General features: G+C 68.1%; 15 protein-coding genes. 3 read left to right on the top strand and 12 right to left on the bottom strand.

Going from position 1 to position 14,283, the window contains the following annotated elements; all coding sequences use genetic code 11:
* Positions 1-8: 8 nt before the first annotated feature.
* The 8 genes from KVT32_RS14080 to KVT32_RS14045 form a co-directional block, all read right to left on the bottom strand.
* On the bottom strand, positions 9-281 hold the full coding sequence (locus KVT32_RS14080) for a YbeD family protein (protein WP_056327226.1): 273 nt from the start codon (positions 279-281) through the stop codon (positions 9-11).
* Positions 282-413: 132 nt separating this feature from the next.
* Positions 414-1,280: a D-amino acid aminotransferase gene (locus KVT32_RS14075; protein WP_056327224.1), complete on the bottom strand. Its 867-nt coding sequence runs from the start codon at positions 1,278-1,280 to the stop codon at positions 414-416.
* Positions 1,281-1,413: 133 nt separating this feature from the next.
* Entirely contained in the window at positions 1,414-2,676 is a 1,263-nt protein-coding gene (locus KVT32_RS14070; RefSeq protein ID WP_217618389.1) for a D-alanyl-D-alanine carboxypeptidase family protein, read from the bottom strand.
* 152 nt (positions 2,677-2,828) lie between these two features.
* Complete coding sequence (locus KVT32_RS14065) at positions 2,829-3,482, bottom strand: alpha/beta hydrolase (RefSeq protein WP_152382956.1); 654 nt, start codon at positions 3,480-3,482, stop codon at positions 2,829-2,831.
* 102 nt (positions 3,483-3,584) lie between these two features.
* Positions 3,585-4,187 (bottom strand): ABC-type transport auxiliary lipoprotein family protein, encoded by a 603-nt coding sequence (locus tag KVT32_RS14060; protein ID WP_175156911.1) that lies wholly within the window; start codon positions 4,185-4,187, stop codon positions 3,585-3,587.
* A 5-nt stretch (positions 4,188-4,192) separates the two neighbouring features.
* Positions 4,193-5,140 carry an MlaD family protein gene (locus KVT32_RS14055; protein ID WP_056327214.1) on the bottom strand — a complete coding sequence of 316 codons (948 nt, stop codon included), beginning with the start codon at positions 5,138-5,140 and terminating at the stop codon, positions 4,193-4,195.
* On the bottom strand, positions 5,127-5,966 hold the full coding sequence (locus tag KVT32_RS14050; protein ID WP_056327212.1) for an ABC transporter ATP-binding protein: 840 nt from the start codon (positions 5,964-5,966) through the stop codon (positions 5,127-5,129). Before KVT32_RS14050 ends, KVT32_RS14055 begins: the two co-directional genes overlap by 14 nt.
* On the bottom strand, positions 5,966-7,096 hold the full coding sequence (locus KVT32_RS14045) for an ABC transporter permease (protein ID WP_217618388.1): 1,131 nt from the start codon (positions 7,094-7,096) through the stop codon (positions 5,966-5,968). Before KVT32_RS14045 ends, KVT32_RS14050 begins: the two co-directional genes overlap by 1 nt.
* 93 nt (positions 7,097-7,189) lie before the next feature.
* On the opposite strand from KVT32_RS14045, the gene KVT32_RS14040 reads away from it, so the two are divergent.
* From KVT32_RS14040 to KVT32_RS14030, 3 genes are read left to right on the top strand one after another with little or no spacing between them, the layout of a single operon-like run.
* Positions 7,190-8,041: a biotin--[acetyl-CoA-carboxylase] ligase gene (locus KVT32_RS14040; RefSeq protein WP_217618387.1), complete on the top strand. Its 852-nt coding sequence runs from the start codon at positions 7,190-7,192 to the stop codon at positions 8,039-8,041.
* Entirely contained in the window at positions 8,038-8,844 is an 807-nt protein-coding gene (locus tag KVT32_RS14035; protein WP_217618386.1) for a type III pantothenate kinase, read from the top strand. The genes KVT32_RS14040 and KVT32_RS14035 overlap by 4 nt, the downstream gene beginning before the upstream one ends.
* 12 nt (positions 8,845-8,856) lie before the next feature.
* The gene (locus KVT32_RS14030) at positions 8,857-9,021 is read left to right on the top strand and encodes a hypothetical protein (RefSeq protein WP_174245407.1); all 165 of its coding nucleotides are present in this window, start codon (positions 8,857-8,859) and stop codon (positions 9,019-9,021) included.
* 20 nt (positions 9,022-9,041) lie between these two features.
* Here the strand turns inward: KVT32_RS14030 and KVT32_RS14025 are convergent, their stop codons facing one another.
* From KVT32_RS14025 to KVT32_RS14010, 4 genes are all read right to left on the bottom strand, one after another.
* Positions 9,042-10,331, bottom strand: a complete 1,290-nt coding sequence (locus tag KVT32_RS14025; RefSeq protein ID WP_217618385.1) for a 3-deoxy-D-manno-octulosonic acid transferase — start codon at positions 10,329-10,331, stop codon at positions 9,042-9,044.
* Position 10,332: 1 nt separating this feature from the next.
* Positions 10,333-11,370, bottom strand: a complete 1,038-nt coding sequence (gene waaC / locus KVT32_RS14020; RefSeq protein WP_062838855.1) for a lipopolysaccharide heptosyltransferase I — start codon at positions 11,368-11,370, stop codon at positions 10,333-10,335.
* Positions 11,371-11,507: 137 nt separating this feature from the next.
* Entirely contained in the window at positions 11,508-12,380 is an 873-nt protein-coding gene (locus KVT32_RS14015) for an NAD-dependent epimerase/dehydratase family protein (protein WP_217618384.1), read from the bottom strand.
* Positions 12,377-14,236 (bottom strand): nucleoside-diphosphate sugar epimerase/dehydratase, encoded by a 1,860-nt coding sequence (locus tag KVT32_RS14010; RefSeq protein ID WP_217618412.1) that lies wholly within the window; start codon positions 14,234-14,236, stop codon positions 12,377-12,379. The genes KVT32_RS14015 and KVT32_RS14010 overlap by 4 nt, the downstream gene beginning before the upstream one ends.
* Between the last annotated feature and the right edge of the window lie 47 nt (positions 14,237-14,283).

Here is a 14,283-nt window from a genome sequence, read left to right as displayed (position 1 = left end):
GTCTTGCCTTACAGGACGATGGACACCATGGGATGGCCATGCAGCGCCCGGTACAGCGCGTCGAGCTGCTCGCGCGAGGTCGCGCGCACGGTGAAGGTCAGGCCAAGATAGTTGCCGCCCTTGCTGGGCCGCATTTCGACGGTCGCGGCGTCGAATGCCGGATCGAACTGCAATACGACCTCGGTCAGCGTCTGCGCAAAGTCGGGATGGTGCTTGCCCATGACCTTGATGGGAAAGTCGCTGGGATATTCGATCAACGAATCTTCGGGCGGAATGTGCATGATGTGCCTAAAAAGAGTTGCCCCTGAATGTTCTTATATGGGGGCAAGCGGCGCGCCGGCAAGTGCCGGCGGGCGCCGCCGGGGCGGGCGGCCGACCCGCAGGTATCGCAAGCGGGCCGCCCCGCGCCGGGACTACAGCGCGGCGATGCGGGCATCATAACCCGCACGCAATTGCTCAAAAACAGGGCCGGGCTTGCCCGATCCGACCGGTTTGCCGTCCAGCGAAACGATGGCCAGCACTTCCTTGGTGGCGGACGACAGCATCAGCTCGTCGGCCTGCTCCACCTCGGCTTGCGAGATCCGGCGGGACTCGAACGGGATGCCGGCCTCGGCGGCCAGTTCACCCATCAGGCCGTAGCGGATGCCTTCGAGGATCAGGTTGTTCTTGGGCGGGGCCAGCAGCTTTCCGCCGGACACGACCCAGATATTGGTGGACGCGCCTTCGGTCAGGTAGCCGTCGCGGAACTGCAGGACTTCGTCCACCTGCGCATCCACGGCCTGCTGCTTGGCCAGCACGTTGCCCAACAGGGACACGGACTTGATCTCGCAGTGCAGCCAGCGTTCGTCGGGGATGCTGATGGCGGACAGGCCCTGTGCGCGTTGCGCGGCCGTCGGGGGCGACCAGGCCGCGATCATGCCGAACACCGTGGGGGTGACGGCCGGCGACGGGAACGGATGGTCGCGCTTGGCCACGCCACGCGTCACCTGCAGATAGACGATGCAGGTGTCCAGATTGGAGCGGTCCAGCAACTGCTCGATCAGGTTGATCCACCCGCTGCGGTCGAACGGCTGCGCGATGCGCAAGGCGGCCAGGCTGCGGTCAAGACGGTCAAGGTGTTCGGCCATGCGAAACGCATTGCCCTGGTACACGGGGACGACTTCGTAAATGCCGTCGCCGAAAATGAAGCCGCGGTCCAGGACGGAGACCTTGGCCTCGTCCATGCGCAGGAATTCACCGTTGAGATACACCTGGCTTTCGCCCGGCACGCCCGGAATCATGAGGCACTCCTGAATTTGAAATGGAACAGGGACGAGCCGCGCGGCCCGCCCCCGAAGAATGCAAAACGGGCGTTTCGCGCACGAAACGCCCGCTGCTAGCTTACACCCGCGGCCCTGGCCGCGGTGCGCCGATTTACTGGAACCAGCGCTTGACGGTGTCGACCATGCGGCCGAAGAAGCCGGCGCGCTCGACGGCGTCCTGCACCACCAGCGGTTCGGTGCGCAGCACCTTGCCGTCCAGCGTGAACTGCAGCGTGCCGACCTGCTGACCCTTGGCCAGCGGCGCGATCAGCGGATCGGTGCGCTGGGCAACCGGCTTCAAGTCGCCGGCCTTGCCGCGCGGCACGGCGATGGACACCGGATTGGGCGGACCCAGCTTGACGTTTTCGGCGGTGCCTTCCCAGACACGGGCGTCGATGCCGGGCTGGCTCTTGTCGAACAGCTTGACCGTGTCGAAGTTCTGGAAGCTCCAGTTCAGGAGCTTCAGGCTTTCTTCGGCGCGGGTCGCTTCGCTGTCGGTGCCCACCACGACCACCAGGATGCGGCGGTCGCCGCGCATGGCCGTGGAGACCAGGCAGTAGCCGGCCGAGTCGGTATGGCCGGTCTTCATGCCATCGACCGAGGGGTCGGCCCACAACAGGCGATTGCGGTTGGGCTGCGTGATCTTGTTGTAGGTGTAGCTCTTCTGCTTGTAGTAGTGGAAGAAGTCCGGGTGATCCGTGATGAGGTGCGCGGACAGCGTGGCCAGATCGCGCGTGGACGTCACGTGCTGGGGATTGGGCAGGCCCGTGGCGTTCATGAAGTGCGTGTTCTTCATGCCCAGGCGCTCGGCCTCCTGGTTCATCAGCGCGGCAAAGGCGGATTCGCTGCCGCCCACGGCTTCGGCCAGCGCCACGGAGGCGTCGTTGCCCGATTGCACGATCATGCCCTGGTTCAGTTCGTCCACCGTGACCGGCTTGCGCGGCTCGATGAACATGCGCGAGCCGCCCGTGCGCCACGCGTGCTCGGACACCGGCACGGTCTGCTCCAGCGTCAGGCGCTTTTCGTCCAGCGCGTTGAACACGACGTAGGCCGTCATGATCTTGGTGAGCGAGGCCGGCTCGACCTTCATGTCGGGGTTGGATGCGGCCAGCGTCTGGCCGCTGTTCACATCGATGACGATCCAGGCCTTGGCCGCGATGGTGGGAGCCGGGACGGCCGACACGTCGCCAACAGGCACTGCACCCGAGGGCGACGGCGCCGGGGCCGTCGCGGCCGGCGCGGCGGCGGGTGCGGCTGGCGCCTGCTGCGCCCACGCCGGCAGTGAGGCCGCCAGCATCGCTGACAACACGGCGCCCGAGATCAGGCGGCGGGTAAAGACAACGGGGGATTGAGCGGAGTGAGGCAATTTCTTCATCGGCAACGTGGGTCCAGGAATGACGCCCGCCGGCGCGGGGCAAGTGGCTGACAATTATAGGCAGTCGATCAGACCCATCCCGGCCGCGCAGGGTTCCCTGCGCGCCTAAAACATGCAACCTGATGCAACCTGCCGCGGCGGCAAGGCCCGTTTCAGTCCAGCGCGACCTTCAGGCGGGCCTGCACCAGCTGACGCAGCACGAGCAGCTTGCCATGGAAGAAATGCGAGGCGCCCGGCACCACCACGACCGGAATCGAGCGCGGCCGCGCCCAGTCCATGGCTTCGGACAACGGCACCACCTCGTCTTCTTCGCCATGCACCAACAGCGTGTCGTCGGGCACCTGCACTTCGTGCGATTGGAAGCGGTTGACCGCCGGCCCCATCAGCATCAGCGCCGACGGCAGAACGGCGTCGCCCTGCTCGGCCAGCGCGGCGTAGGTCTGCGCGGCGACCGCCGTGCCAAACGAGAATCCCGCCAGCACCCACGGCGCCTGCGCCAGCTCGGGGTGCAGCTCGCGCATCTGCGCCACGACGGCCAGCATGTCTTCGGTTTCGCCGACGGATTTGTCGAACACGCCTTCGGAGTGGCCGACACCGCGGAAGTTGGGACGCACCGCCACCAGGCCGTGCTGCACGCAGGCGCGCGACAGGGTCGTGACCACCTTGTTCTCGCGTGCGCCGCCCTGCAGCGGATGCGGATGCAGCACCAGCGCCCAGCCGCGCGGCGCGTCGGCGGGCCAGTCGATGGCGCAATCGATACGGCCGGCGGCGCCGACGAAAGCGTGGGTTTCAGTGCGTGCGGACATGGCGGGACTCAACGTGCGGAAAAAGGAACGATGTTAACCGCCCGGCCCGCGCGGCGAAATCCGGGTCAACCGTCAACGGCGCGCGCAAGCGCGAGCCCGAGCTCACTTTCCGCGGGCGGCGGCAGGCGGTCGCAGCGTCGCCGCCAGCCATTGCGCCAGCTGGTCGCTGGCCTCGTCGGTGGCCTGGCGCAGCGCGGCCACGCCGCCTGCGGCATCCTGCGTGGGCGCGGGCGCGGCCACCATGATGCGCTTCTGGCCCACGACCTCGCGCCCGTTCAGCAACACGGCTTGCAGCAGCAGGCGTCCCTGGCTCGACTGGCCGTCTTCAGTGAACACCTGCTCGAACTGCGCCAGCGACACCTGCAATTGCGGCGTCTGCAAGGTGACGCGGTCGCCCAGCACCGCGCCCTGGCGTGACAGGCGATCGGTGATGCGCTGGCGCACCAGCTCGGCGGGCGACGCCGCCCAGCGATAGGTGGCGTACGACCGGGGCGCGGCGCTGTCGCCCACGCGCCAGATCATGCCGGTGTCGGACAGCCCCGGCGCGGCCTGGAACGACAGCGCGATCGGATCGCGCGCCGGCAACGCAGGCACCGGCCGCGCGTCCAGCCCCAGGTCGAACAACTGGGGCGGCGCGTCCACGCGGCCGATGCCGCAACCGGCCAGGGCCAGGGTCAGGATCAGAATGGCGCTGCGCATCTTCATGGGATCTATCTCCGGAATCCGGCAAAGCCGGGCTCGCCGGGTCCCGGCGCAATGGGCGCGGGACCGAACAGGAACGATTGCGGCGTGCTGTCCACACGGCGCAAGGTGGTGGTGGCGCCCCGTGCGGCCGTGCTGACATCGTTGGCCATGGTGGTGAAGGCCGGCAAGGTCTCGCCATCGAGCCGCGCGGCGGCCAGCGCGATGTCGTTCAGGCTGCGGGTCGCGACGGCCAGCGGGCCGTCGGGCGCGTTCAATCGCGCGAGCGACTGGCGGGCCTGCTGGGCCAGGTCGCCGATCTCGCGCGCGGCGCGGTCGGCCTGGCGCGAGGTGGTGTTCAAGGAATCCATCAGCGGACCAAGCTTGGCCAGTGTGGGCGCCAGATCACGGGTGGCGTCCTTGAGGGACTGCGAGATGTCGGTGGCGTTCTGCAGGCTGGCCGTGAGGGCCTGCACGTTCTGTTCGCTCAGCACGCGCTTCAATTGCTCCGTCGCCACCTCGACGTTGGAAATCAGCTTGTCGCCGCGCTTTTCGATACGGTCCAGAAAGCCCGGACGCAGCGGAATGGCGGCCGGATGCTCGGCGGTGGACGTCAGGCGCTTGAGCGACGAGCCGTCATCGCGCAGGTCCACGTTGGCCATGCCGGTCACGCCCTGCACGCCCAGTTCGGCCCAGGTCGATTCGGTGATCGGCGTGTTGGGGGCCACGCCAATCCGGATGCGCACCTGCCCCGGCTTGTCGGGATTGAGCGCCAGCGACTGCACGCGGCCCACGGGCACGCCCTGATAGCGCACGGCCGATTGCGGATTCAGGCCGGTGACGGCCGTGGCCGAAATGATTTCGTATGGCTGCAATTGCGTCCGGTCGCGGCCGATCCAGATGGCCGTCAGCGTCGCGGCAGCCAGCAGGACCAGCGTGAAGATACCGGCCATGAGCGCATGACTACGGTTTTCCATGGTGCATTCCCTTCGGTGCCAAATCTCCCAGCGCGCGCAAGCCGCGCTCGCCCAGGAAGAATGTATGAATGAACGGGTGATCGAACTTCAGGACTTCAGGCACCGTGTCGCAAATGATCACCCGTTTCTCGGCCAGCACGGCCACGCGCGTGGCCAGCGCCAGCAGCGTGTCCAGGTCGTGCGTCACCATGACGACGGTAAAGCCAAGCTGCCGGTGCAAACTGCGCACCAGGTCGACGAATTCGTCGGACCGCAGCGGATCGAGCCCCGCCGTGGGTTCGTCCAGGAACAGCAATTCCGGGTCCAGCGACAGCGCGCGCGCCAGCGCCACGCGCTTGACCATGCCGCCGGACAGGTCCGAGGGGCGCTTGTCCGCATCGCGCGACGACAGGCCCACCATCGCAAGCCGGCACATGACCACGTCGCGCACCAGGTCTTCGGGCACCGTGCGCAGTTCGCGCAGCGGCAGCGCCACGTTGTCGAACACCGACAGCGCCGAGAAAAGCGCGCCCGCCTGGAACAGCATGCCCCAGCGGTATGACAGGCGCCGGCGTTCGCCCGGAGACAGTTCCGAAAGCGTATGCCCCAGCACCTTCACGGTGCCCGCTGCCGGCACGTCCAGCCCGATGATCTGCCGCAGCAGCACCGTCTTGCCCGTGCCCGAGCCGCCCACCAGCACCAGGATTTCTCCCGGAAACACCGTCAGGTCCAGGTTCTCGTGCACCACGTGATCGCCGAAGGCCGTGCGAAGGCCGCGCACGGTGATGACCGGCTCGACGGTGACGCCCTCTTCGGTAAACAGCCGGTGTTGCGCAGCGCTATTCATCAGATGCCCACCCTGCTGAAGATGACCGCGTACACCGCATCCAGCAAAATCACGCCCGTGATCGACGTAACCACGGATGTCGTGGTACCGCGTCCCAGGCTTTCGGTGTTGGGCTGGATGCGCAGGCCGAAGTGGCAGGCAATGAGCGCGATCAGGATGCCGAAGGTCACGCCCTTGAGCATGCCGATCCAGTAATTGGTCAGCGAGATTGCATCGGGCAGCGATTGCAAAAACCACTGCGCGGACACGCCCAGCTGCGCCATCGCCGCCAGCATGCCGCCCAGGAGCGCCATGGCGCTGGTCCACAGCACCAGCAGCGGCATCGTGACCGCCAGCGCCACCACGCGCGGCAGGATGAGGCGCTGGCCGTGCGAAATGCCCATCACCAGCATCGCGTCCAGTTCCTGCGTCACGCGCATCACCCCGATCTGCGCCGTAATCGCGGATCCCGACCGGCCGGCCACGAGGATCGCCGCAAGCACCGGTCCCAGCTCTCGCACGATGGAGACCCCCAGGAGGCGCACGATGAAGCGGTCGGCGCCGAACATCTGTAGCTGCTGGGCCGACAGGTAAGACAGCACCACGCCGATCAGAAAGCCCACCAGCGCGGTGATGCCCAGCGCCTGCGCGCCTGTCCGGTACACCTGCGCGGAGATCTCGCGCCACGGGCCCAGCCAGGGCCGGCGCAGCATCGCGCCGACATCCAGCACGAGCTGGCCCAGCATGATGAGCAGCGCCTTGCCGTTTTCGGCGGCCTGCAGGACCGCGCCGCCGGTGGCGCGTACCCACGACCATGTCTCGGGCTTGGGCGCCGCCGCGGGCGTCTCGCCCTTGTTCATCGCCAGCGTGTTGAAGACATCCTGCTGCCCGGCGCCCCAGCGCACGCGCTCGGGCAGCTTCTCGCCCCAGGCCTGCCAGATGATCAGCGCGCCGATGGTGTCCAGCCGATGGATGCTGTGCATGTCCCAACGGGCGCCGTCCTTGGCCGCCTGCGCGAGGGCCGCGCGCCTGCGTTCGACCTCGCCCGACTCGGCCAGCGCCAGGACGCTCCAGTCGCCGCCCACGTGGCAAACCCCGCCTTCGTAGCGAAAAGGCGCGGCGGCGGTCGCAAGCAATGCGGAATGCGGCATGTCGTCGGGGTACCGATGCAAAATGTATCGCCAATCATAAACGCTGGGGCCCCGCAGCCGCGAGCGCGGCCCGCGTGCCCTACAATCGCGGCCATGCCCGCCCCCGTTTGCCCCATCGACCTGCCCGCCCCGGAATCGCTTGCCCGGACGCTCGCGGACCGCCTGCCCGCCTTCCAGGACATTGCCTGGACCCGCAGCACCGGATCGACCAATGCCGACCTGCTTGCGCGCGCGCGCACGGGCGCCGGCGCGGGCAAGCCCTGGCTGCTGGGCACGCATCTGCAGGAGACCGGCCGGGGCCGAGCCGGCCGCCCGTGGCAGAACCGCTCGGGCTCCACGCTGATGTTCTCGTGCGCATTCGACGTGCACCTGCCGGCCACGCAACTGGCCGCGTTATCGCCGCTGGCCGGCGTGGCCGCCTGCGAGGCGCTGCGCACCGTCGCCGGGCCCGAGCCGCGCGGCCTGTGCATGAAATGGCCCAACGACGTCCAATGGCACGACGCCAAGCTGGCCGGCATCCTGGTGGAAACCACCCGCAATCCGGGCGGCCGCGACGCCGGATACACCGTGGTGATCGGCATGGGCGTGAACCTTATCGATGCGGCCGAGCTGTCGCTTGCCCTGGGCCGCGAGGTCGCGGACTGGACCCAAGTGCAGGCCGGCGCCGCGCACGCGGCTGCGGCCGCCGACCTGGTCTGCGCCAGCGCCACGGCCTGGCACGAGGCGGTCCGCACGCTCGAACGCGAAGGCTTCGGCGTATTCCGGCAGCGTTTCGACCAGGTGGACGCCCTGGCGGGCCGCAAGGTGAACGTGCTGGACAAGGGCGCTATTCTTCTAAGCGGCACCGCCTGTGGCGTGGACGATCAAGGCCGCCTGCTGGTGCAAACGCCCGAGGGCGCCACACCGATCTCGGTCGGTGAAATTTCGATTCGACGCCAAGCATGATTATTCTCATCGACTCCGGCAACAGCCGACTCAAAGTGGGTTGGCTGGACGCCAGCAATCCGGACATGCCGCGCGAGCCCGCGGCCGTCGCCTTCGACGGCCTGGACCTGAACGCGCTGGATGACTGGCTGGCCGCCCTGCCGCGGCCGCCGCTGCGCGCGTTGGGCGTGAACGTGGCCGGCGCGGCCCGCGGCGACGCCATCGCGGACATCCTGAACAAACACGGCTGCGTGGTCACATGGTCGCTGTCGCAAGCGACGACGCTGGGTCTGGTCAACAGTTATCGCACCCCCACCCAGCTGGGCGCCGACCGCTGGGCGTCGCTGCTCGGCGTGCTCTCGCGCCTGCCGGGCACGCATCCGCCTTTCGTGCTGGCCAGCTTCGGCACCGCCACCACCATCGACACCGTCGGACCGGACAACGTCTTCGCGGGCGGCCTGATCCTGCCGGGCCCGGCCATGATGCGCACCTCGCTTGCACACGGCACGGCCAACCTGCCCATCGCCAACGGCCAGGTCGTGCCCTACCCCACGGACACGCACGAGGCCATCGCCTCGGGCATTGCCGCTGCCCAGGCCGGCGCCGTCGTGCGCCAATGGCTGGCGGGCCGCCAGCGATACGGCCAGACGCCGCAGATCTACGCGGCCGGCGGCGGCTGGCCCGAAGTGCATCAAGAAATCGAACGCCTGCTGGCCGATGCGGGCGGCGCGTTTGGCGCGACGCCCGTTCCCGTCTACCTGGACCATCCCGTCCTGGACGGGCTGGCCGCCGTGGCGCGCGCCACGTTGAACACCTCTTTCTGACGAAGGTCCGGCATGCGCGTGCTCTTCATCCTGATCCTGCTTGCGAACCTGGGCGTCTTTGCGCTGGGACAGGGCTGGCTGGGCGCCCGGCCCGAGGACGAGGGCCGGGATGCGCGGCGGTTCAGCCAGGAATTGAACCCCGGCGCCGTGACGCTGACGCCGCGCAAAACGCCTTAACTAGTGCCTTGACGAGCGCCTTACCGGCGCGCGGCCGGCTCGCCCAGCCAGGGCGCCAGCGCGGCCATCGTGCGCGCCGTCGCGCCGGCGTGCTGGTCGAACCAGGCCCTGGCCGCCTTGCTCGCCTGCCGCCTGCCGGCCGTATCGCTTAGCAGCGCCATCGCGGCGTCCACCGCTTGCGTCGGATCCGCCGCGCGGCGCGCCGCGCCGGCCTCGATGGCATCCTCGGCCGCCTGCTTGAAATTGAACGTATGCGGCCCGACGATCACCGGCACGCCCGCCGCGCAGGCTTCGATCAGGTTCTGGCCGCCCAGCGGCGCAAAGCTGCCCGCCACGATCGCCACATCCGACGCCGCGTAATAAAAAGCCATTTCGCCCAGCGTGTCGCCCAGCAGCACGGCCGTATCCGGCGACGCGGTCCCGCCCGCCGAGCGCCGTTCGAACGTCACTTTCGCGTTCGACAGCAGCCCCGCCGCTTCGTCAAACCGCTGCGGATGCCGCGGAATCAACAGAAAGAGCGGCGCGCCGGGCGCGGCCGCGTGGCGCTTGATTGCCGCGATGAACGGGGCGTCTTCGCCCTCGCGCGTGCTGGCCACGGCCACCACGGAACGTCCCAGTTGCGCGCGCCAGGCGTGTCCTGCCTCGACCTGCGCGGCAGGCAGCACAAGGTCAAACTTGAGATTGCCGGTGATCTCGGCCGCAGGCGCCCCAGCCTGCGCCAGCCGGCCGGCATCTTCCGCCGTCTGCGCCAGTACTTTATCCAGACCGGCCAGCGCCTCGCGCATCACGCTGCCCATCCGGCGCGCCTGCCGTAGCGACGACGCGGAATAGCGCGCGCTGACGAGCGCCATGGGCACCTTGGCCTGCCGGGCCGCTGCCAGCAGATTCGGCCAGATCTCGCGCTCCATCAGCAGACCGCAGCGCGGACGGTGCGCCGCCATGAAGCGGCGGGTCGCGCCGGGAAAATCGTAGGGAAGCCAGGCTTGGCGCAGCTGTCCCTGGGCGATTGCGTCCTTGAAGAGGCGCTCGCCCTCGGCGCGGCCCGTCGCCGTCGTGTGCGTCAGCAACACAGGCAGGCCTTGCGCCAGCAACGCGTTCAAGAGCGGCAGCGCGGCCCGTGTCTCGCCCAGGCTGACGGCATGCACCCAGACGGGGTTGTCCGGTGACTGCGAGGCGGGCTCGAGGCGGCCGAAACGCTCGGGTGAAAAGATTTCCCAGCGCCCGCCTGCGCGTTTGGCCCGGCGGGCCATCCACAGCCAGATCAGCGGCGCCAGGGTCCGCAGCGCGAGCGTGTAAACGCCGCGGTTCATGTCACTGCGCGGCGAGCGCCTGCTCGACCGAGGCCATGACGGCCTCACGCGACGGCGAGGCGCCGCGGTCGCCCAGGCTGGCGGTGTAGTTGGATCCGACCAGCGGGGTGCGCACCGGCGTGGATGCGCGGTAGATGCCGATCGTGGGACGGCCCAGCGCGGCCGACAGATGCGTGAGGCCGCTGTCCAGCCCCACCATCAGGCGCGCGCCGGCAAGCAGCTTGGCCACCGCGGTCAGGTCCATGCGGGGCATCACCTCGGCCCCTTCCATGCCGGCCACCAGCAGCTGGGCGCGTTCGGCTTCCTGTTCGTTGCCCGCCAGCAGCTTGAGCGTGCAGCCGGCCTCGCGCAGGCGGCGAAACACCACGCGCCAGTCCTCTTCGGGCCACAGCTTGTCGTCGCGGCTGGCCGACGGCATGATCACCGCATAGCCGCGGTCCGTGTCCAGGTGATGCAGCCGGGGCAGCTCGGCGGCGTTCAGGCCGCCGCTGCCCACTTCCACGACCGGCTCGGGTGCCTGCGTGGCCTGGCGCGCAAAGGATTGCAGCCCAAAATCCGGCAGGCCGGCGTGCTGGTAGCCGAACGTCAGGCCTGCCAGCTTGCGCTGCCGGATCACGGCGGGCTGCCAGAACTCGACGCGATGACGCACGTTGTAGAACAGCGAGGCCAGTGGTTCGCGCGCCGACCGCCAGTCCAGCCCGTGCTTGACGCCCTGCGTCTGGCGCACCAGCCAGGCCGATTTCAAGAGGGCTTGCATGTCCAGGACGATGTCGTAGCGCACTGCGCGCAGGCGCTCGCGCAGCGCGCGGCGCTCGGCCCGCACCTGGGCGGACCACCACGACTTACGCCAGCGCCGGTGCGCGACCTTGATGACTTCGTTGACGGCGGGATGCCACGTCGGGATCTCGGCAAACGCTTCCTCGACGACCCAGTCGATCTGCGCGTCCGGCACATGCCGGGCGATATCCGTGATCGCCGGCAGCATGTGGACGAGGTCGCCCAGGGAAGACGTGCGGACAATGAGAATGCGAGTGGGCATCAAGAAGAATGCAATGGTTCAGGCCGTGTGCAAGCGTCGATCACGGTTGCTTGGACCAATTGAAAGGCAATGGAAAATCCCGAGAATTCCGGCAATTTACAACAAACCGCCGGATCCATGCGCGCCCGGTGCCTTGCCTAGGGTTCGAACTTTGACGGCCGATAGCCCAGGTCGCGCTGAGCGTCGTCATGCGCGAACACGAGGTCTTCGTTCATGCGTTCGGCCATGCCGACCGACCAGTGCCTATAGCGCGGCACGAGGCGCACGCCGGCCAGCGCAAGCTTGAAGATGCCCAGCGGCACGGTCAGGATGCGCGGGCGCTTGCCCATCGCCGCGAACACCCGGGCCACCATCTGCCGGTATTGCAGGGTTTCGCCGCCCGACAGGTTGTACGCCTGATTGGCCGCCGCCGGCGCGGTGACGGCCGCAACGCTTGCCGCCGCGATATCGGCGGCCTTGACGGGCTGCCTCAGCCCGCGCGCGGCGCCAAACACCGGGAACATGCCGAACCGGCGGATGAAACGGGCAATTTCGGAAATATTGCCGTCGTGCTCGCCCCCGTAGATCAGGGTCGGACGCAGGATCACGTACTCGACGCCGGCCGCTTCGGCCCAGGCGATCAGCGCGGCCTCGGCGTCGATCAGCTTGCGCGCCAGGGCCTGTTCGGATTCCACCGAAGACGACGTCTTCGTAAACCGGCTGGTCGAGGACAGGGCGACAATTCGCTTGGCCCCGCTGGCGCGCAGCGCGTCGAAATACTGCGGCAGGATCCAGATGGGCGCCAGCGACACCCATACCGCAATGTCTTGTTCTCCAAACACCGATTCCGGCTTGCCGCCGGCCTCGGGAAGCGCGCGCCACTGGACGCCATCGTCCGCGGACGCGGCGCGCCGGCGGGAATAGGCGATGGGCGCGAATGATTGGGCCTTCAGTTCGCTCAGCAGCGCGGCGCCCACCAGGCTGGTCGCGCCCAGCACGCCCACGCGACGCGTATCGGTGACGGCCATCATGACGATGCCTCCGTGCGCGCGGAAACGTCCGCCATCGCTCCGGACCCGGCCTCATGCGCCTTGGGCGTGTACTCCGGCACCCATCGCAACAACCCGGCGCGCACGACTTCGTCGCTGTAGGTTTTGCTGCTTTCGAGCCATTCGGTCAATTCACGCAGGAACGCCGGCGGCACGGGCCGCGAGCGGGCGATGCGCAACTTGGTATGCGGCGTCGGCCGCGTCTGTTCGCAATCGGCCAGCAATTCTTCATAGAGCTTTTCGCCCGGCCGCAACCCGGTGAACTCGATCCGGATCTGCTCTTCGTCGTACCCCGACAGGCGAATCATGTTGCGTGCCAAATCCACGATCTTGACCGGATACCCCATGTCCAGCACGTGGATCTCGCCCCCGTCGCCCATGGCGGCCGCCTGCAACACCAGCTGCGCGGCTTCGGGAATGGACATGAAATAGCGGGTGATGTCCGGATGCGTGACCGTGACCGGCCCGCCGTGCTGGATCTGCTGATGGAATTTCGGGATGACGCTGCCGGTGCTGCCCAGCACGTTGCCGAATCGGACGATGCCAAAGCGCGTCCCGCCCTTTTCGGCCTGGAAGGCCTCGCAAACCATCTCGGCCAGGCGCTTGGTCGCGCCCATGACATTGGTGGGGTTGACCGCCTTGTCGGTGGAAATCAGGACGAAGCGTTCAGCCTTGTGCCGCTGCGCGCACTGGGCCACGACCAGCGTGCCGCCCACGTTGTTGCGCACCGCCTGCCACGCGTTGTCGACCTCCATCAGGGGGACATGCTTGTACGCGGCGGCGTGGAAGATCACCTGCGGCCGGTAGCGCGCAAAGATCTCGTCCATGCGGTCGGCGTCCTTCACGTCGCCCGCCAGCGTGACCAGGCTGACGCCCGGCCAATGCGTGGAAAACCATTGTTCGATCTTGTAGAGCGCGTATTCGCTCGTTTCGACCAGCACGACGCGCGCCGGCGCAAAGCGCACGAGCTGATGGCAAAGCTCGCTGCCGATCGACCCGCCGGCCCCGGTCACGAGCACGGTGGTGCCCCGCAACAGGGTGCTGACGTGGGCCGAGTCGATCTGCACCGGGTCGCGGCCCAGCAGATCCTCGATCTCGACAGGCCGCATCTGGCTGATGGCGACGCGTCCGCTCATCAGGTCGTCCACCTCGGGCAGCACGAAGACCTGCGCGCCCGAATGCACGGCCAACTCCGTCACGCGGCGCTTGACGTCGGCCGACGCGCCCGGCATGGCCAGGATGATGTGCCGCGCCTTGAATTCCTGCAACACGCTGGGCAGGCGATCCAGCGATCCCACGACGGGATAGCCGCCCAGTTCCCGGCCCCACTTCTTGGGGTTGTCGTCGACCAGCGCGACGACCTGCCAGTCCGGGCTGCGTTCAAGCTCGCGCACCAGCGAAGCGGCGCGCATGCCCGCCCCCACCAGCACCACGGGTTTGCCTTGGGCGATCAGGCCGCCGTACAGCCGGTGCTCCTTCCACATCCGCCACGCCGCCCGGCCGCCGCCCATGAACAGGAGCAGCAGCAGCGGGTACAGCAGGAACAGCGAGCGGGGAATCGAAAACGAGGGGGGAACCAGGTTGGCGACGATCAGCAGCGCGATCGCCGAGACCGCCACGGCCTTCAGGACGCGCTTCAGGTCGGGCAGGCTGGCGAAGAGCCATATGCCGCGATAAAGACCGGCCCAACGGCAAGCGATCGCGTGCACGATCAGCAGCAGCGGCAGGCCGAACAGCATCTGGTTGCCGTAACCCACCGGCCATTCGAAGTTGAAGCGCAGTAGAAAGCCCCCCACCCAGGCGACGAGGGCCGCCAACAGGTCGAACAGAAACACCATGAGCGAACGAAAAGCGATGGGTAATGGCACGGTTTACGTCCAGCGAC

The organism is Achromobacter sp. GbtcB20, assembly GCF_019091095.1.
GTDB classification, from domain to species: domain Bacteria; phylum Pseudomonadota; class Gammaproteobacteria; order Burkholderiales; family Burkholderiaceae_B; genus Achromobacter; species Achromobacter mucicolens.
This window is presented reverse-complemented; position numbering and strand designations above follow the sequence as displayed.

Excerpts from the sequence above, each read along its gene's own strand:
- KVT32_RS14080 (WP_056327226.1), bottom strand. The coding sequence starts at position 281 with ATGCACATTCCGCCCGAAGATTCGTTGATCGAATATCCCAGCGACTTT.
- KVT32_RS14075 (WP_056327224.1), bottom strand. The coding sequence starts at position 1,280 with ATGATTCCGGGCGTGCCGGGCGAAAGCCAGGTGTATCTCAACGGTGAA.
- KVT32_RS14070 (WP_217618389.1), bottom strand. The coding sequence starts at position 2,676 with ATGAAGAAATTGCCTCACTCCGCTCAATCCCCCGTTGTCTTTACCCGC.
- KVT32_RS14065 (WP_152382956.1), bottom strand. The coding sequence starts at position 3,482 with ATGTCCGCACGCACTGAAACCCACGCTTTCGTCGGCGCCGCCGGCCGT.
- KVT32_RS14060 (WP_175156911.1), bottom strand. The coding sequence starts at position 4,187 with ATGAAGATGCGCAGCGCCATTCTGATCCTGACCCTGGCCCTGGCCGGT.
- KVT32_RS14055 (WP_056327214.1), bottom strand. The coding sequence starts at position 5,140 with ATGGAAAACCGTAGTCATGCGCTCATGGCCGGTATCTTCACGCTGGTC.
- KVT32_RS14050 (WP_056327212.1), bottom strand. The coding sequence starts at position 5,966 with ATGAATAGCGCTGCGCAACACCGGCTGTTTACCGAAGAGGGCGTCACC.
- KVT32_RS14045 (WP_217618388.1), bottom strand. The coding sequence starts at position 7,096 with ATGCCGCATTCCGCATTGCTTGCGACCGCCGCCGCGCCTTTTCGCTAC.
- KVT32_RS14040 (WP_217618387.1), top strand. The coding sequence starts at position 7,190 with ATGCCCGCCCCCGTTTGCCCCATCGACCTGCCCGCCCCGGAATCGCTT.
- KVT32_RS14035 (WP_217618386.1), top strand. The coding sequence starts at position 8,038 with ATGATTATTCTCATCGACTCCGGCAACAGCCGACTCAAAGTGGGTTGG.
- KVT32_RS14030 (WP_174245407.1), top strand. The coding sequence starts at position 8,857 with ATGCGCGTGCTCTTCATCCTGATCCTGCTTGCGAACCTGGGCGTCTTT.
- KVT32_RS14025 (WP_217618385.1), bottom strand. The coding sequence starts at position 10,331 with ATGAACCGCGGCGTTTACACGCTCGCGCTGCGGACCCTGGCGCCGCTG.
- waaC (WP_062838855.1), bottom strand. The coding sequence starts at position 11,370 with ATGCCCACTCGCATTCTCATTGTCCGCACGTCTTCCCTGGGCGACCTC.
- KVT32_RS14015 (WP_217618384.1), bottom strand. The coding sequence starts at position 12,380 with ATGATGGCCGTCACCGATACGCGTCGCGTGGGCGTGCTGGGCGCGACC.
- KVT32_RS14010 (WP_217618412.1), bottom strand. The coding sequence starts at position 14,236 with ATGGTGTTTCTGTTCGACCTGTTGGCGGCCCTCGTCGCCTGGGTGGGG.